Origin of the sequence: Erythrobacter sp. (assembly GCF_023653175.1) — a bacterium.
In the GTDB taxonomy this organism is placed as follows: Bacteria; Pseudomonadota; Alphaproteobacteria; order Sphingomonadales; family Sphingomonadaceae; genus Erythrobacter.
Map to the genome: position 1 here is coordinate 1 of NZ_JAMNXL010000070.1, position 17,096 is coordinate 17,096.

Consider the following 17,096-nt stretch of genomic DNA (forward strand, 5'->3'; position numbering starts at 1 on the left):
GCTGCGCTGGATTGTGGGTGGTCTTTCCTTCCTGCTGCGCCGCTCGCTCGGCGTGAGCGGGGTCGTCGGCCTGTCGGGCGGGGCGAGCGTGTTTCTGGGCGTGGTCGAGGCGCCGCTGGTGACCCGCGCCTATTTCGCCCGAGTTTCGCGCAGCGAGCTGTTCCAGATCATGAGCCTGACGATGGCGACCATCTCGGGCGCGATCCTGATCCTCTATGCGACGACGCTGAAGCAGGTCGTGCCGGACGCCGTCGGCCACATGATCTCCGCCTCGCTGATCTCGCTCCCCGCCGCGCTGCTGATCGCCCGCCTGATGGTGCCGCCCTCGGCCGAGGACACCGCGACCGAGGTCGACGGGGCGGAAACGGGCCTCAGATATGAAAGCAGCATCGACGCCATCATCAAGGGCACGCTGGACGGGATGCAGCTGTTCCTTGCGGTGATCGCGGTGATCATCACGGTCTTCGCGCTGGTTGCGCTGGTCGACATGGCGCTGGCCGCGACGACGCTGACAGTGGAGGGCGAGCCGCTCAGCTTGAAGCGCATGCTCGGCTGGGCGCTGGCGCCCTTCATGTGGCTGCTCGGCGTGCCGTGGAGCGAGGCGCAGGCGGCAGGCGGGTTGATGGGCACCAAGGCGGTGCTCAATGAATATGTCGCTTATCTCGAACTCGCCGCGCTGCCCGCTGGAACGCTGGGCCCGCGCGCCACATTGATCGTCACCTATGCCCTGTGCGGGGTCGCGAACCTCGCCAGCGTCGGCCTGCTGGTCTCGACCATCGGCACCCTGTGCCCCGAGCGCCGCGCGGAAGCCGCGGGGCTCGGGATCAAGAGCTGGATCAGCGGCAACCTCGCCAGCGCCATGACGGGCGCGTGGATCGGACTGGTGACGTGGTGAGGGCGGGCCGGTGCTAGACGCGAAGCTGCGCCCGCTGATCGATCCGCCGCTGAACCGGCTCGGCCGCGCGCTGGCGAGCGCAGGGATAACCGCCAATGCGATCACCTTTGCGGGCCTTGCGCTCGGCCTTGCCGGAGCCACCGCCATCGCGCTTGGCCACATCGGCTGGGGGCTTGCGCTGATAATCGCCAACCGCTTGGCCGACGGGCTCGACGGCGCCGTGGCGCGCGCGCGGGTGCCGAGCGATCTCGGCGGCTATTTCGACATCGTCGCCGACTTCGCCTTCTATGTCAGCGTGCCGCTGGGCTTCGGCATCCTTGCGCCTGCCAACACGCTGCCCGCGCTGGTGCTGGTCGCGAGCTTCGTGCTCACCGGCGTCAGCTTCCTCGCCTTCGCGGTGATCGCGGGCAAGCGCGGTGCCAGCACCGAGGCGCACGGGAAGAAGAGCTTCTTTTACTCCACCGGCCTCGCCGAGGGGACCGAGACCATCGCGGTGTTCATCGCCATGTGCCTGTTTCCGGCATGGTTCGGCGTGCTCGCCTATGGCTATGCGATGCTGTGCACGCTCACCATTGTCCAGCGCAGCGCGATGGCGGCGGCGACCTTCCGCGATTAGCGCGCCGCCGTTCCCAGCAGGGCCTCGGTCCGAGCGCGCAGATCGTTGATGCGCGCGGTGTTGGCGCCGAGGTCGCTCACCCCGACGCGGCTCACCGAGCGGAAGTCGATCTGCGCCTCGCCGACGCGGGCGACGACATCGTCGTTGAAGCCGAACCAGAAGCTCTCCGAGACGCCCTCGACCGTGCCGGCGGTTTCGTCCGCGCGGATGTCGGTGAGACCCATCGCCGTCATCGCCGCCTTGACTGCGGCGATCCCTGCCGCCTTATCCGCCCCGCCGAGCGGCAGCGGGGCCGGGCGGTCGGGCTTGGCGGTGATGATCTGCGCGAGGCTCTTGACCGCCAGTTCGTCCGAAACACGCCCTTGGTAGGGCTTCAATTGGCCGATCGGGGTCTGATAGTCATTGACCGGATTGAATTCGTCTCCTGCCCGTTCGGTCGTGACGGCGGTGGAGAAGGCCGGCGGATTGCCGGTGTCGGTGGCAATGTCGGAGATCGGGTTCTCGGCCGCCTTGCCGCCGAGGCTCGCCATCATCCCGAACACCACGCCGACCGCGAACAGTGCCACCACCGCGATCCCCAGGGGCACCATCCGGCGCGGCTTGGCGCGGATCGCCAGCACCAGTCCGACCAGCGCGACGATCCCGAGAATGCCGAGCACGATCGGGCCTCCCGCGATCGTCATGGTCAGAAGCCCGACCCTCCAGTCCCAGATCCCGAGCTTGGTGCCCAGGGCCGCGATCATGAACCACGCAGGCGCGATGAGCATGAGCGCGAGCGTCAGCTTGGTGTACCAGGGCAGGGCGGGCTTTGTCATTGTGTCCATGGAACGCGACCATAGCGCGCGATCCACCCTTGGCAATATTTGTGGCAGGCCTTGCGACAGACCGCTTGGAACCTCCACCAATCCTTGTGCGTTAGGGGTTGGCGGAGTTGGGGAAAGGGGCGCTTGCCATGGGTGAAGTCCCGCTTTTCTTGCCCGAGAATCTGGAGTAAGGCCCGCTGGGATGCGGGAGGAACTGAATTGTTCAGAGGACAAACGACCATGAAGCGTAATTTCCTGATGGGCGCGGCAGCGCTGGCGGCACTCGCCACCCTTTCGGCTTGCGGTGGCAAGAAGGAAGAAGAGGCTGCGGCTCCGGCTGCGGCGACCGAAGAAGCTGCCGCTCCGGCTGAGACCGCTGCTGCCACCCCGGCGGCTGCCGATGCGGGCGCGAAGCTCGAATATGCCAGCTTCACCGGCGATGCCGCTGCGGGCGAAAAGGTCTTCGCCGCGTGCCGCACCTGCCACGTGTTCGATGACGGTGTGAACCGCGTCGGCCCGTCGCTGCACAAGATCGTCGGCCGCAAGTCGGGCTCGGTCGCGGGCTTTGCCTATTCGGACGCCAACAAGAACAGCGGCATCACCTGGACGCCGCAGATCCTGTTCGAATACCTCAAGGACCCCAAGGCCTACATCCCGGGCACCAAGATGAACTTCCCGGGCGTCAAGGACGACCAGAAGCGCGCCGACCTCGTCGCCTATCTGGAAGCCCAGTCGAAGTAGGACTGGCGCCTCAGGGCCAAGAAAAAAGGGCGGTGCAGCATGGCTGCGCCGCCCTTTTTCGTGGGTCTTCGGCGCTCGCTCAGGCCGCCGCGAGCAGCCGTTCGTCGACCGGGCAGTGGCGCGCGAGGTAATCCTCGTGGGTGGGCAGACTGCCGACCGCGCGGGCGGTGAGGGTCTTCACGTTGGCGAGGAACTCGGCGAGCTGCGCGTCGCTGATCTGGTCGGCCATCGGATCATGGTCCGCCGGCATCACCCCCTGGCCGAGCATCACCTGCACCCAGCTCGCATCGCGGAACAGATCGTCCACGTCGCGCCCCACGCGGCCCGATGCGGCAAACAGCGCGATCTTGTGGGTGAGGCTCTCGGGCACCGCCATGTGCCTGCAATAGCGCCAGAACTCGGTGTCCTCGCGGGCGGTCTGGTGGTAGTGGAGGATCAGGAAGTCGCGGATCTGCGCGACCTCGGCCGCGCAGCGCCGGTTATATTCCTCGCGCATGACGCTGGCATCGCCCGCGCGGGGAAAATGCTGGATCAGCCGGCTGACATGCGACTGGATGAGGTGGATCGAGGTCGATTCGAGCGGTTCGAGAAAGCCGCTCGACAATCCGATGGCGACGCAGTTGTGCGCCCAGAAGGCCTGCCGTCGCCCGGTCGTGAACCGGATCGGGCGCGGATCGCCCAGCGCCTTTGTGTCGAGCCCCGCCAGCAGCGTCTCGGCCGCCGCCTCGTCGGAGGTGAAGCCCGAGGAATAGACATGCCCGTTGCCGGTGCGGTGCTGGAGCGGGATGCGCCACTGCCATCCCGCATCCTTCGCGGTCGCGCGGGTATAGGGCACGAGGGTCGGGAGCCGCTCGCTCGGCACCGCCAGCGCGCGGTCGCAGGGGAGCCACTTCGACCAGTCCTCGTAACCCACCCCCAGCGCCTCTCCGAGCAGAATGCTGCGAAAGCCGGTGCAGTCGATGAAGAAGTCGCCCGCGACCTCGCGCCCGCCCTTGAGCGTGATCGCGGTGATATCGCCGCTCTCGCCATCGCGCTGGACGCTCTCGACGATCCCCTCGGTGCGCGTAACCCCGCGCCCCTCGGCATAGGCGCGCAGGAACAGGGCATAGCGGCTCGCATCGAAGTGGTAGGCATAGGCGAGCCCCGTCATCGCGGTGTTGCCGACCCGGTCTAGCTTGCCGAACCGCGCACCGTCGGCCGCCATCTGGTGGAGCGAATAGGTCCACAGCCCCTTGGGGTCGGGCGCGCTCCCGGCGCTGCGCCGCCAGTAGTGGTGGAAGGGCACATGGCCAAGGCTCATCCCCGTATCGCCGAAGGTGTGGAGATAGCGGCTGCCCTTGGCCCCCCAGTCGACGAATTCGATCCCGAGCTTGAAGGTGCCCGAGGTGGCGCGCAGGAATTCGTTCTCGTCGAGCCCGAGGATCGTGTTGAGGCGGATGATCTGCGGGATTGTCGCCTCGCCCACGCCGACCGTGCCGATCGCCTCGCTCTCGACCAGCTCGATGCTGAAGCGCTGGCCGAGCAGCCGCGCGAAGGCGGCCGCGGTGATCCACCCGGCGGTTCCCCCGCCGACGATCACCAGCTTGTTGACCTGAGGCCTCTCCATATCTGCGTGTCCTGTCTGTGTGCAGTCCTTCAGCCCGGGGCCGGGCGGAAGAAGGCGTTGATCGTCAGCCGGCCCTCGCAGGGGTCGGCGTGCAAGGGGGAGTCATTGTCGATCACCCCGCTATGGAGCAGGTTGCCCCGGTAGAACACCGCGCGGTTGAAGCGGCCTTGGGCGACATGCACCCGCTCGAAATGCGGCGCGCCGTCGGTGGGGTAGGCGGCTGGCGGCAGGCCGGTGCGGCCGTATTCGGCCTGCACGGCTTGCGAATAGCGCGGATAGTCCTGCGCGGTGAGCGCTTCGAGCCCGGTCGAGCGGTGGCGGAAGAAGGCGGTGCCGCCGTGCCCCGTCCGGTGAAGATAAAGCATCATCGCGATCTGCTGCGGGTCGGTGCCGTCGACATGCGGCAGGCGCTGCATCGGGGCGAGCTCCTGCCGCGGCGTCGTCACCAGCGAATACCACGCCTGCATCGCCCAGGGGTGGGCGCCAGCTTTTGCCCCGGCAGTGCCGAACCACTGGTCGAGCAGCGGCGCAAGCTGGGCGAGCCACGCAGCGCAAACCGCAGGATCGAGCGCCGCACGCACGCCGGGATATTGCGGCGTGATTTTTGCAAATTTTTGCAAACTGGCCTGCGAAACGGCATGATCGGGATCGACGAGAAAATTGTCGAGGCTGACAAGGTACTGATCTGCATTGCAAAAAAGCTCCTCGCGCCAATCGGCGAGGGCAATTCCCCAGCGCGCGGGGGCGTCGGGTCGGGGCGAGGCGGGCTGGCTGGCCATGCGGAGAAGCCTAACAAACTCGCGGCAGTGCTCCAAGCAGTAAGCTTAAGACATTAGAAAAAAGTAATAAAAGCGGTCTCTGCCGCGCCTGAGGGGTGCCTTGGGCCGGGCCCGGCGGCGTGGGGCTTCATGCTGCACTGCGGCACGAGCCAAAACTGTGACAATCGCGCAACATTCACGCTTCTGATAGCGTTATCAATCGCGGATTTCCCCTTCTTGGCGACATTTAACTACTTAGAATAAAGCGAAAAAGCAACAAATTCCAGACTCCGGCGAAAGGCTGGCATTTGGCGATTTACCTGCGGTTCAGGTTGGGCTATGAAAAAAACTGCAAAAGCACCGCCGAACGGTGCTTGCGGGAGGGGACTTCTGATGAAAATGAACGGGATCAATGCAAGCGCGCGCCTGCTGTGCGGGGCCGCGACCTTTCTGGCGCTCGCCGTAACCGGCACGCCGGTGATGGCGCAGGACGCGCCGGCCGAGGAACCGGCAGCTGTCGAGGGTGAAGAGGACGCGATCGTCGTCACCGGCATCCGCGGCTCGATCCAGTCCTCGCTCGATGCCAAGCGCGAGGCGACCTCGATCGTCGAAGTGATCACCGCAGAAGACCTCGGCCTGCTGCCCGACCTCTCGATCGCCGACACTCTTGCGCGCCTCCCCGGCGTGACCGCCCAGCGCGTGCGCGGCCGCTCGCAGTCGGTCTCGATCCGCGGCCTCGGCCCGGACTTCTCCCTCGCGCTCCTCAACGGCCGCGAAGTCGTCTCGGCGGGCAACAACCGCGGGATCGAGTTTGACCAGTTCCCGTCCGAACTGATCGGCACCGGCATCGTCTACAAGACCGGTGACGCCCAACTCGCCGCGATCGGCATCGCCGGCGCGGTCGACCTCCAGACCGTCAAGCCGCTCGATGTCAAGAAGCGCCAGATGACCCTGTCGGGCACCTACACCTACAACGACAACGGTTCGCTCAACCCCGATTTCAGCTCGAGCGGCTACCGCTTCTTCGGCAGCTATATCGACCAGAACGAGGCCGGCACCGTGGGCTGGTCGCTGGGTGCGACGATCCAGTCGATCCCGACCCAGATCATCCAGCGCGAGCTCAAGACCAACAACGGCCAGATCGCCCGCACGCCGGCCGGCGTGATCTTCCCGCGCGACAACCCGCGCCAGGGCGTGCAGAGCCGCGAATTCAAGCGCACCTCGGTCGCAGGCAGCCTCCAGTTCGAGCCGACCGACCGTTTCTCGCTGACCATCGACGGTTTCTACACCAACACCGAAGACAGCGGGATCTTCCGCGGCACCGAAACCCCGATCGCTTCGTGGAGCACCAATGGCGGGGCGCAGGTCGGGGCCGTGACAGGCTCGGGGCCCTTCGCGGACACTGCCACCTACACCAACGTCTTCCCGATCCTGCGCACCGACACCGAGGGCGCGGACTCCTCGATCTTCGCGGTCGGCGGCAACCTCGAATGGAAGGCGACCGACAACCTCGGCTTCGTCGTCGACTACGGATATTCGACCCTCGACCGCAATGATGTCGACTACGAATCCTACGCCGGCACCGGCCGCGCCGGTTCGGGCCCGGCCGACACGCTGACCTTCACCTTCAACCCGAACGGCGAATACAGCATCGACGGGCTGATCGATTACACCAACCCGGCCAACGTGCTGCTCACCGATCCGGGCGGGTGGGGCCAGGTCGGCTTCCTGCGCGAACCGGAAACCAATGACGAGCTGCACCAGCTGCGCGCCGAAGCCTATTGGGAATTCGACGGCGGCCTCATCGACCGCATCGTGGCGGGCTGGCTCTACACCGATCGCGCGAAGGACTTCGACAACAACGGCACCTTCCTGCGCGCCGGCGCGGGCTTCGTGAACTCGTCGCTGGCGATCCCCTCTTCGATCATCATCGGCGCGACCGATACCAAGGGTATCGGCCAGAACATCATCGCCTACAACCCGGCGAGCCTGCTCACGAGCGGCGCCTACACGCTGCAGCGCGCCACCGACGACACCGAATGGCTGGTCGAGGAGCGGGTTCACAACTTCTACATCCAGGCCAATATCAACGGCGAACTCGGCTCGGTGCCGGTGCGCGGGAACATCGGCCTGCGCTATGTCGACACCTCGCAAAGCTCGACCGGCACGCTGAGCGGCGGCGCCGTCAACGACGTGAGCTTCAGCTACGACAACTGGTTGCCGAGCGCGAACCTCAGCTTCGAGATGTTGCCGGATACCTTCATCCGCATCGCCTTCGCGAAGACCATCACCCGCGCGCGGCTCGATCAGCTGGCGGCGAACCAGAACATCACCGTCAATTCCCTGAGCTGCGCCGACACCAACGGCGACCAGGTTCCCGACACGGTGATCGGGTTCAACCCGCCTTCGCTGGTGTGCTTCAACCTGGGCGGCGGCAACCCGACGCTCCAGCCCTACCGTTCGACCTCCTACGACATCTCCTTCGAGAAGTACTTCTCGCCGGGCAGCGCGATCATCGTCGCGGCCTTCTACAAGGACCTGTCGGACTGGGTGGTCAACCAGCCCGCGCTGATCGATTTCACCCAGCAGATCGAGAATGCCGGCTTCGGGTCGATCCTGACCAACGCCCCGCAGCTCGCGATCGGTGCCTTCAACGGCCCGGTCAACTTCTCGGACGGCAAGATCGCCGGGATCGAAGGCACGGTGCGGGTCAACTTCGGCGACATCACCGATGCGCTCGACGGGTTCGGCGGGTTCTACTCGCTGACCTATTCGGACGCCGAGATCACCCCTCCGGGCAACCAGCCGATCCGCATTCCGGGCTATTCGGACCTCACCTGGTCGGGCGACATCTTCTACGAAAAGAACGGCTTCCGCGCCAAGATCGCCGCGCGCTACCGTGGCGGGTTCCTCTCGGAAGTGCCCAACTTCTCGGGCGGGCTCGAAGGGGCCGAGGCGCTGAGCGAGACGATCGTCGACGCGCAGATCGGCTACACCTTCGAAAAGGAAGGCAGCTTCCTCAACGGCGTGCAGATCCTCGCCGAAGTGTTCAACCTGACCGATCAGCCCTTCGTGACCGAGAACGAGCTGTTCGCTGCTAACGGGACGTCGCTCGGCCAGTCCTTCCCGAGCCGCCACGAGCTCTACGGCCGGACCTTCCAGTTCACGCTGCGCAAGAGCTTCTGAGCCATAGGCCCTCGGGTCGCACGAGGGTTGCAGGGAGGGGCCCGCCAGCGATGGCGGGCCCTTCTTGTGTCGGGGCTCGGGCGTGCGGGATCGGTGGCGGTGCCGAGCGCAGGTGCTGGCGGGGCATTGCGCAGGCATTGCCATGTCGTCGGCGGGTCGTTGGCGGGTCGTTCACTCCGTCGGAGCGTTCTTGAAATGTTCCACGTGAAACATTGGCTCCGCCGCAAGCGGGCGGACGCGCGCCGGATCAGGCGGCAAGCACCGGGGCTGCGCAGTGGCGGGCGATGAACTCGCCGTGGCTCGGCATGGTGGCGACCGCCTCGTCCATCGCCTTGCGGATCTGGGCGAGCCGTTCGGCGACCGGCACGCCCTCGCGCATCCGGGCGAGCGCCGGGGCGCGGGCGGGGGTGATGCCTTGCCCGAGATAGACCGCGATCCAGCTCGGGTTGGCGAACAGCTCCTGTCCGTCGGCGACCAGCATGCCGTTGGTGCGGAAGTGGTCGATCTTGTACTGCAGGCTGTCGGGGATCGGCATGGCCGCGCAGTAGCGCCACAGCTCGGAGTCCTGCCGTTCGGTCGCCTTGTAGTGGAGGATCAGGAAGTCGCGGATCAGCTCGTATTCGCGCGCGGTCTGGGCGTTGTATTCGCGCAGCAGCAGCGGCGACATGGCACTGTCGGGCAGCAGCGCGATGAGGCGCAGGATACCGTACTGGATGAGGTGGAGGCTGGTGGATTCGAGCGGCTCCATGAACCCGGCGGAGAGCCCGATGGCGACGCAGTTGCGCTTCCAGAATTCGCGGCGCTTGCCGGTGACGAAGCGCAGCGGGCGCGGGTCGGCCATCGCCTTGCCGTCGAGGCCCTGTAGCAGCGTCGTTGCCGCCTCGTCCTCGGAAATGAACTGGCTGCAATGCACGTAGCCATTGCCGGTGCGGTGCTGGAGCGGGATGCGCCACTGCCACCCGGCCTCGCGCGCGGTGGAGCGGGTGTAGGGGGTGAACTCGCCCCTTTCGCAGGGCACCGCGACGGCACGGTCGCAGGGGAGCCAGTGCTGCCAGTTGTCGTAGCCGGCGTGCAGCGCCTCCTCGATCAGCAGGCCGCGGAAGCCGCTGCAATCAATGAAGAACTCGCCTGCGATGCGGGTGCCGTTGTCGAGGGTGACGGCCTCGATGAACCCGTCCTCGCCCCGCAAGGCGACATCGACGACCTTGCCTTCAACGCGCTTCACCCCCCGCGCTTCGGCGTAGCGCCGGAGGAACGCGGCATAGAGCCCGGCGTCGAAGTGGTAGGCGTAGTCGAAGGTCGACTGGATCAGCCGCCGGTCGGGCGAGGGGTGGGCGAACTTGCCGGCCTTCGCCATCGCCCAGCACATCGAGAAGTCGTCGATCGGCCCCTCGGTGCGGCCCGCCAGATGCTCGCGCATCCAGTGGTGGTAGAAGGGGACGGTGTCGAACTCGGCGCCGTACTGGCCGAAGGGGTGGAAGTAGCGGTGGTCCTTGCGGCCCCAATCGACGAACTCGATGCCCAGCTTGAAGCTGCCTTGCGTCTCGCGCACGAAGGTCGCCTCGTCGATGCCGAGGCGCTGGTTGAAGTGGCGGATCGGGGGGATGGTGGCCTCGCCCACGCCGACCGTGCCGATCGCCTCGCTCTCGACGAGGGTGATGGCGCAAGTCCCGCCCACTGCCTGGGCGAGCGCGGCCGCGGTCATCCACCCCGCGCTGCCGCCGCCGACGATGACGATCGACTTCAAGGGGGCGGGCGCGTCGCTCATCCCCCGCAGCTTTCACGGATCAGCAAGCTAGTCTCGAGCCGCTGGGAGATCGCGGGGCCATCGCCCTTGTCGATCAGCTTGGAGACCAGCATGCGCCCTGCAAGGTTGGCGTCCTGGTCGATGGTGGTGAGCTGCGGGGTGACGAGGCGGGCGGCGGGGATGTTGTCGTATCCCACCACCGAGACGTCCTCGGGCACCCGCATCCCCGAGCGGGTCAGCGCGCGGATCGCGCCGATGGCGATGAGGTCGGAAGCGGCGAAGATCGCGTCGAACCTGAGGCCCCGGGCGAGCGCGCTGCGCACCGCGGCCTCGGCCGAGTGGACCTCGAAATGGGCGGGGACGACCAGATCGTCGTCGAAGGGGATCCCCGCCTGCTCGAGCGCCTGCTTGTATCCGCGCAGCCGCTGTTCTGCCTCGGGCGCCTCGCTGTCGCCGAGGAAGGCGATGCGGCGGCGGCCAAGGCGCGCAAGGTGAGCGGTGGCGCGCCTGCCGCCCGCAAGGTTGTCCGAGCCGATCACGCAGTATTGCGCGTCCGGGAACTCCGCGCCCCACACCACGAAGCGGTTGTCGCGCGCGGCCAATGCGTTGAATTCGTGATGGAGCGAGGACTGGCCGATGAAGATCGCCCCCGTCGCGCGGCTGGTGCTCATCGCGTAGTCGAGGTCGCCGCCGGCGCGGGGGGAGAGGTGGCTGATGATGAGGTCGGCGTTGCGCTCGCGCGCGGCCTCGGCGATGCCCGCCAGCAGCTCGAGGAAGAATGGGTCCGACACCCGGCTGTCGCGCGCCTGCGGGGCGGGGACGACCACCGCGAGCGTCGCGTCGGCGCCGATCGGGCCGCTCGGCATGCTCGCGCGGAACTCGTAGTCATGCGCGCGGGCGATCTGCCAGATCTGCTGCTTGGTGCGGCGCTTGACCGAGGGACTGTCGTTGAGCGCACGGCTGACGGTCGAGATCGAGACCCCCGCCTCGCGCGCAATATCCTCTAGTGTCGCGCTGCGCCGGGATTGCGAGAGCGGATTGTCGGCCATTAGTGTGCCCTAGCCGCCCGTCACGCGCGCCCAGTAGCCGGTGCCGGGCGCGAGCGCCTCCGGCACTGCGCCGCCGCCGACATGGCTTTCGGTGGCGATCAGCGCGAGGCTGCCGAGGCCTTGCGGAGCGCTCCAGTGGCCGGGCGCATCGCCGAGGTTGAAGACGCACAGCACGGTGTCGCTCTCATCCTCACGCAGGAAGGCAAGGATGTCTTCAGGCGTGTCGAGCAGCGCGATCGCGCCCGTCGCCAGCGCCGGAGCCCTGCGCCGCGCAGCCAGCAACGCGCGGGCATAGCCGAGGGTTGAGGCGGGGTCTTCAGCCTGCTTGTCTACCGCAAAGCCGGTGTGGACCGGATCGAGCTTCAGCCAGGTGCGGTTGGCGCTCGAGAAGCCGGCTTGGGGTGCATTCGCCGCCCACGGCATCGGGGTGCGCGCGCCGTCACGGCCTAGCGTGTGCGGCCAGTTGACGATTGCCTCGGGGTCCTGCAGGTCCTCGAAGGCGACCTCGCCCTGCGGCAGGCCGAGCTCCTCGCCCTGATAGATTATCGGGTTGCCGCGAAGGCTGAGCAGCAGCAGCAGGTTGAGGCGGCCCGCGCGCGCCATGTCGCCATCCAGCGTCCAGCGGGTAACCGCGCGCGGCGCGTCGTGGTTGGAGAAGGCCCAGCTCGGCCACCCCTCGCCCGGCTCCCCGCTCCACTGCGAGAGGCTGGCGCGCACCAGCGGCGCGGTGAGGCGCGAGGCGTAGAGGAAATCGAAGTTGTAGGCGCTGTCGAGCCGCTTGCCGCCCGCGGTGAAGGCCTTCATTTCCGCAAGCGGCTCGGGCCCGCCGACTTCGGCGACGGTGAAGCGGCCCGGGAACTCGTCCAGCGTCTGGCGGATGCGTTCGAGGAAGGCGACGATGTCCGGGTGCGACTGGTTGTACTGCTTGATCTGCATGTCGAAGGGGCGGGTGACCAGCTCCATCGGCAGGCCCGACGGCGGATTGTCGCGCAGCTCCGGGTCATGCATCGAGAAGTTCAAGGCATCGAGCCGGAAGCCGTCAACCCCACGCGCCAGCCAGAACCGGGCAACATCGAGCAGCGCGTTCTGCACGTCCGGATTGTGGACATTGAGATCGGGCTGCGAGGTCAGGAAGTTGTGCAGGTAGTACTGCTTGCGGGGGCCATCCCACTGCCATGCCGAACCGCCGAACACCGATTGCCAGTTGGACGGGGGCGAGCCGCAGGGCTTGGGATCGGCCCAGACATACCAGTCGGCCTTGGGGTTGGTGCGATCCGCGCGGCTCTCCTGAAACCACGCGTGTTCATCGGAAGTGTGCGAATAGACCTGGTCGATGATCACCTTGAGGCCCAATGCGTGGGCCTTCTCTATGATCCGGTCGAAATCGGCGAAGGTGCCGAAGCTCGGGTCGATCCCGCAATAGTCGGCGACGTCGTAGCCGAAGTCCTTCATCGGCGAGGTGAAGAAGGGCGAGATCCAGATGCCGTCAACGCCAAGGTCGGCGATGTAGTCGAGCCGCTCGGCGATGCCGGCAAGGTCGCCGATCCCGTCGCCATTGGTGTCGCGGAAGGAGCGCGGATAGATCTGGTAGATGACCGCCCCGCGCCACCACGCCAGCGGGGCATCGGTGGCAACAGCGGTTTCGGCAAGAGCGGTTGCCATCAGTCGTCGGACTCCAGAATGCAGGCGGCAAAGCCGAAGGCGGGCAGCGTGACCGTGACCGAACCCGGCGCGGCGAGCGCGGCAGGGCAGGGGCCGACCAGCGGCGTGATCCGGCTTGCGCGGTAGCTGACCTCGATGCTTCGCGAAAGTGGGCTTTCGCCGGTGTTGAACAGTGCCAGAATGCGCTGTCCGGTTTCGGGATCGTGGCGCTCGACCGCGAGCAGCCCGGGGCCCTCTTCGGTGAAGGCGCGCACCGTGGTGAGCCCGCGCCGCAACGCGGGGGCGGCGGTGCGGGCGGCGGAAAGCGCGGCGATCTGGCGGTAGAGCGGGTGGGCGGGATCGAAATTGTCTGCGGCCGTGGTCGCGTCGCTGCCGATCAGATCATTGTCGTTGTAAGCTGGGACACGGCTCGGGAACATGTCCTCGCGCGCCAGCTGGTCGTTGCCGTCGGAGATGAAGCCCTGCTCGTCCCCGTAATAGACCGTCGGGACCCCGCGCAGCAGGAACATCATCGCGTGGCCGAGCTTGACGCGTGCGAGCAGCGTCCCCTCGTCGGCATTGCCGCTCATTTGCGCCACGAACATCGAGAAGCGCCCGAAATCGTGGTTGCCGAGGAAGGTCGGCAGGCCCAGCGCGGTCTTGGCGCCGCCGGGATAGATCGCGTCCTGATCAAGGAATTCGGCCATCAGCCGCGGGCCCGCCTTGCCGCTCGCAACCAGCTGTGCGGCCTTGGCAAAGCCCATGTCGAGCGCATAGGGCAACCCGCTTTGCGCCATGACCTGCGCGGCGAGGGTGGCGGTGGGCTCCTCGTAAGCGATCTCGCCGAAGATGTGGAAGTGCTTGATACCCTTGGCCTCGGCGCGCTTCAGGATTGCCGGCGTGAAGGCCTGCCAGAACTCGGGGTTCACATGCTTGGCGGTGTCGATGCGGTAGCCGTCGATCCCGTAATCGTCGATCCACTGGCCGAAGATTTCGATCATGCCGCTGATCACGCGCGGGTTTTCGGTGGCAAGATCGTCGAGCCCCGCAAAGTCGCCATAAAGGCTGCTCTCGCCCACCCAATGCGAATTGCCGCGGTTGTGGTAGAGCGTCACGTCATTGAGCCAGGCGGGGACCTTCACGTCCTTCTCCGCCTCGGTCACCACCGGTGTGTAGGCGAAGGACGGATCGGCGAGCCGCGCCCAATTGGCGGGATCGGGGTTGTCGTCGCCCGCAAAGCCCTCATTGATCGGCTTGCCCTCCGGCCCGCCGCGCCGCGAGAACGGATATTCGCCCTTGCTGCGATAGCGGTAGGCGTTGGCCTCACCCTCGGCATAACCGATGACGTCGGCGGTGTGGTTGATGATAATATCCATATAGACCTTCATCCCGCGTGCGTGCGCCGCATCGACGAAGGCCTTGAATTCGGCATTGGTGCCGAAATGCGGGTCGACCTGGGTGAAATCGGTCACCCAGTAGCCGTGATAGCCCGCGCTCTCCTGCCCGGGGAGGCCCTGCACCGGCTTGTTCTTGAAGATCGGCGCGAACCAGATCGCGGTGACGCCCATGCCCTGGATATAGTCGAGCTTCGCGGTCAGCCCCTTGAGGTCGCCGCCGTGGTAGAAGCCCTTGTGGGTCGGATCGAAGCCGTGCTGGAACGCGCCGCCCTTGAGGCCGCCCTGATCGTTCTTCGGATCGCCGTTGGCGAAGCGGTCGGGCAGGACGAAATAGATGATCTCGTCCTCCAGTCCGCGCTCGGCGATGGGCGGGACCGCGGGCGCGGTTGCCGAAGGTGCCTGGGCCGCCAGCGGCGCTCCCGCGATGGCCCCCGTCATACAGGTGCCTGCACACAGCACAGCCGCAAGATTCGCGAAGATTCGCCTCATGACCCAACTCCCTCCGGTAGCAGTTGTGACAGCTTGGGAATCTTTTTGCAAATCCTTGTGACGGACTGGGAGCCTCTGGCGAATCTTATTCAAGTTATTTGATTCGCTTGTAAAACCGCTTGCTTTTGCGACGAGTTGCCGATTTTTCCCGTCCCGAACCGCAAAGTTTCTTGCAAATTTTTGCAGTGCGGTCAGACTGTCCGTCGGCCACATAAAGCCGCCACGCCGGACGCAAGAGCCGGGAGCATAGGCGGATGGCCGTGCCGCGTCACGCCCGCAAGGGCCGATGCGTGGCGGGGAGAGGGATGAAAGCGAACATGACGCATGTCGGCCACAAGCCTGCGCTGAGTGCGGGCCAGATCTGGAACATGAGTTTCGGATTCCTCGGAATCCAGATCGGGTTCGAGCTCCAGAACGGCAATGTCAGCCGCATCTTCCAGACGCTGGGCGCCGATGTGGGCGAGCTTGCCATCCTGTGGATCGCGGCGCCGATGACGGGCCTGATCGTGCAGCCGATCATCGGGCATCTCTCCGACAAGACCTGGAGCCCGCGCTTCGGCCGCCGCCGGCCCTTCTTCCTGATTGGCGCGCTGCTCGCCAGCCTTGCGCTGTTCGTCATGCCCAACGCGCCTGCCTTGTGGATCGCGGCAGGGATGCTGTGGATCATGGACGCCTCGCTCAATATCACGATGGAGCCGTTCCGCGCCTTCGTCGGCGACAACCTGCCCGATCGCCAGCGCACCATGGGATATGCGATGCAGAGCTTCTTCATCGGCGCGGGCGCGGTGATGGCGGGTGCGCTGCCTTGGGTAATGACCAACTGGCTGGGCATGAGCAACACCGCGCCCGAGGGGATGATCCCCGAAACCGTGCAGTGGTCCTTCTACATCGGCGGCGCGGCGCTGCTGGCGGCTGTGGCGTGGACGGTGTTCTCGACCAAGGAATATTCGCCTGACGAGCTCGCCCGTTTCGAGGCCGCGCGGGCCGAAACGCCGCGCAACACCGCGGGTGCCGCCGCGCGCACCGCCGCGCAGTTCACCAGCGGCGGCGCCTTGTGGGTGATCGCGGGAATGGGAATCGCGGCGCTCGTTGCCTTCGCTCGCAGCGAAGCAGGGCCAACGATGCTCGGCACAATCGAAATCGCCAAGGACATCTATGTCCTCGCCGCGCTGGTCGCAGGCTTCGGCGTGGTGCAGTTGGTCGCGGGCGCGCTGAGAAAGCAGGGCCGCGAGGACAGCGGCTTCATGGAGGTCGTCACCGACCTTTTCGCCATGCCGCGCACCATGCGCCAGCTTGCCGTGGTGCAGTTCTTCAGCTGGTTCGGGATGTTCGGGCTGTGGATCTACGGCACGCCAGGGGTGACCGAATACCACTTCGGCGCGAGCGATGCGGCGAGCGCTGCCTATCAGAACGGGGCCGACTGGTGGAGCCTGATGGGATCGGTGCGCAATGGCCTTGCCGCAGCGGCCGCATTGGGCTTCGTGATGATCGCCGCGAAGATCGGCCGCTGCCGCCTCCACGCCTTCAACCTCATCGCTGGCGCAGCGGGTTTTGCTGCGGTGCTGCTGGTGCGCGATCCTGCGCTGTTGTGGATCCCGCAGATCGGGATCGGCATCGCCTGGGCCTCGATCGTGTCGATGCCCTATGCGATCCTCGCAGGCTGTGTGCCGCAGGAAAAGATGGGCATTTACATGGGGGTGTTCAACATCTTCATCGTCGTGCCGCAGCTGCTGGCGTCGACCCTGCTCGGGTTTCTGCTGATCAACCTGTTCGGCGGCCAGCCGATCTGGGCAATGGCGATTTCGGCGGTGAGCATGGTGCTGGCTGCGGTCGCGACCTTCTTCGTCGCCGATGGCGAGAGCGCGGGCGCGCCACAACTGAAGGTGGAGCAGGCATGATGCGGCTGACGATTGCACTTCTGGCGGGCGCGCTTTTTGCGGCCCCTGCACTGGCCGGAGAACCGGATTACTCCCCGCGCGATGTGGTCGAGGTCGAGAACGCCGACTGGACGCGCGATGCGGTGCTCTACCAGCTCAACACCCGCCAGTTCACCCCTGAGGGCACCTTCGCCGCCGCGCAAAAGCAGCTCCCGCGCCTTGCCGCGATGGGCGTCGACATCATCTGGCTGATGCCGGTCCACCCGATCGGCGAGGTTAACCGCAAGGGCA

At 66.4% G+C, this 17,096-nt stretch carries 12 protein-coding genes and 1 pseudogene; 6 read left to right on the forward strand and 7 right to left on the reverse strand.

Going from position 1 to position 17,096, the window contains the following annotated elements; genetic code table 11:
* Both NBV68_RS09535 and NBV68_RS09540 read left to right on the forward strand, forming a co-directional pair.
* Window positions 1-895: nucleoside transporter C-terminal domain-containing protein (locus NBV68_RS09535; protein WP_296309175.1), on the forward strand; the 895-nt coding region annotated here is incomplete at its 5' end.
* Between the two features lie 10 nt (window positions 896-905).
* Window positions 906-1,511, forward strand: a complete 606-nt coding sequence (locus NBV68_RS09540; protein WP_296309177.1) for a CDP-alcohol phosphatidyltransferase family protein — start codon at window positions 906-908, stop codon at window positions 1,509-1,511.
* Here the strand turns inward: NBV68_RS09540 and NBV68_RS09545 are convergent.
* Window positions 1,508-2,335: a DUF1499 domain-containing protein gene (locus tag NBV68_RS09545; protein ID WP_296309179.1), complete on the reverse strand. Its 828-nt coding sequence runs from the start codon at window positions 2,333-2,335 to the stop codon at window positions 1,508-1,510. The genes NBV68_RS09540 and NBV68_RS09545 overlap by 4 nt on opposite strands.
* 219 nt (window positions 2,336-2,554) lie before the next feature.
* Between NBV68_RS09545 and NBV68_RS09550 the strand changes: the two genes are divergently transcribed.
* Window positions 2,555-3,055 (forward strand): cytochrome c family protein, encoded by a 501-nt coding sequence (locus NBV68_RS09550; RefSeq protein WP_296309180.1) that lies wholly within the window; start codon window positions 2,555-2,557, stop codon window positions 3,053-3,055.
* A 79-nt stretch (window positions 3,056-3,134) separates the two neighbouring features.
* Here the strand turns inward: NBV68_RS09550 and NBV68_RS09555 are convergent, their stop codons facing one another.
* Window positions 3,135-4,661 carry a tryptophan halogenase family protein gene (locus NBV68_RS09555; protein WP_296309183.1) on the reverse strand — a complete coding sequence of 509 codons (1,527 nt, stop codon included), beginning with the start codon at window positions 4,659-4,661 and terminating at the stop codon, window positions 3,135-3,137.
* Window positions 4,662-4,690: 29 nt separating this feature from the next.
* Entirely contained in the window at window positions 4,691-5,440 is a 750-nt protein-coding gene (locus NBV68_RS09560; RefSeq protein WP_296309186.1) for a DUF6445 family protein, read from the reverse strand.
* Between the two features lie 372 nt (window positions 5,441-5,812).
* On the opposite strand from NBV68_RS09560, the gene NBV68_RS09565 reads away from it, so the two are divergent.
* The gene (locus NBV68_RS09565; RefSeq protein ID WP_296309189.1) at window positions 5,813-8,605 is read left to right on the forward strand and encodes a TonB-dependent receptor; all 2,793 of its coding nucleotides are present in this window, start codon (window positions 5,813-5,815) and stop codon (window positions 8,603-8,605) included.
* Window positions 8,606-8,852: 247 nt separating this feature from the next.
* Here NBV68_RS09565 and NBV68_RS09570 read toward each other — a convergent pair whose 3' ends face one another.
* The 4 genes from NBV68_RS09570 to NBV68_RS09585 are packed head-to-tail and all read right to left on the reverse strand — an operon-like array spanning window position 8,853 to window position 14,928.
* A complete protein-coding gene (locus tag NBV68_RS09570) occupies window positions 8,853-10,373 on the reverse strand; it encodes a tryptophan halogenase family protein (RefSeq protein WP_296309192.1) in 1,521 nt (506 codons plus the stop codon).
* Window positions 10,370-11,401, reverse strand: coding sequence for a substrate-binding domain-containing protein (locus NBV68_RS09575; protein WP_296309193.1), 1,032 nt, complete (start codon window positions 11,399-11,401; stop codon window positions 10,370-10,372). The genes NBV68_RS09570 and NBV68_RS09575 overlap by 4 nt, the downstream gene beginning before the upstream one ends.
* 9 nt (window positions 11,402-11,410) lie before the next feature.
* On the reverse strand, window positions 11,411-13,063 hold the full coding sequence (locus NBV68_RS09580) for an alpha-glucosidase (RefSeq protein ID WP_296309196.1): 1,653 nt from the start codon (window positions 13,061-13,063) through the stop codon (window positions 11,411-11,413).
* A complete protein-coding gene (locus NBV68_RS09585) occupies window positions 13,063-14,928 on the reverse strand; it encodes an alpha-amylase family glycosyl hydrolase (RefSeq protein ID WP_296309198.1) in 1,866 nt (621 codons plus the stop codon). The genes NBV68_RS09580 and NBV68_RS09585 overlap by 1 nt, the downstream gene beginning before the upstream one ends.
* 305 nt (window positions 14,929-15,233) lie before the next feature.
* Here NBV68_RS09585 and NBV68_RS09590 point away from each other — a divergent pair, with 305 nt between their 5' ends.
* Entirely contained in the window at window positions 15,234-16,826 is a 1,593-nt protein-coding gene (locus NBV68_RS09590) for an MFS transporter (RefSeq protein WP_296309201.1), read from the forward strand.
* Window positions 16,823-17,096: pseudogene (locus NBV68_RS09595) on the forward strand (alpha-amylase); the annotation flags it as partial. The gene NBV68_RS09590 and the pseudogene NBV68_RS09595, both read left to right, overlap by 4 nt.

Excerpts from the sequence above, each read along its gene's own strand:
- NBV68_RS09545 (WP_296309179.1), bottom strand. The coding sequence starts at position 2,335 with ATGGACACAATGACAAAGCCCGCCCTGCCCTGGTACACCAAGCTGACG.
- NBV68_RS09550 (WP_296309180.1), top strand. The coding sequence starts at position 2,555 with ATGAAGCGTAATTTCCTGATGGGCGCGGCAGCGCTGGCGGCACTCGCC.
- NBV68_RS09555 (WP_296309183.1), bottom strand. The coding sequence starts at position 4,661 with ATGGAGAGGCCTCAGGTCAACAAGCTGGTGATCGTCGGCGGGGGAACC.
- NBV68_RS09560 (WP_296309186.1), bottom strand. The coding sequence starts at position 5,440 with ATGGCCAGCCAGCCCGCCTCGCCCCGACCCGACGCCCCCGCGCGCTGG.
- NBV68_RS09565 (WP_296309189.1), top strand. The coding sequence starts at position 5,813 with ATGAAAATGAACGGGATCAATGCAAGCGCGCGCCTGCTGTGCGGGGCC.
- NBV68_RS09570 (WP_296309192.1), bottom strand. The coding sequence starts at position 10,373 with ATGAGCGACGCGCCCGCCCCCTTGAAGTCGATCGTCATCGTCGGCGGC.
- NBV68_RS09575 (WP_296309193.1), bottom strand. The coding sequence starts at position 11,401 with ATGGCCGACAATCCGCTCTCGCAATCCCGGCGCAGCGCGACACTAGAG.
- NBV68_RS09580 (WP_296309196.1), bottom strand. The coding sequence starts at position 13,063 with ATGGCAACCGCTCTTGCCGAAACCGCTGTTGCCACCGATGCCCCGCTG.
- NBV68_RS09585 (WP_296309198.1), bottom strand. The coding sequence starts at position 14,928 with ATGAGGCGAATCTTCGCGAATCTTGCGGCTGTGCTGTGTGCAGGCACC.
- NBV68_RS09590 (WP_296309201.1), top strand. The coding sequence starts at position 15,234 with ATGAAAGCGAACATGACGCATGTCGGCCACAAGCCTGCGCTGAGTGCG.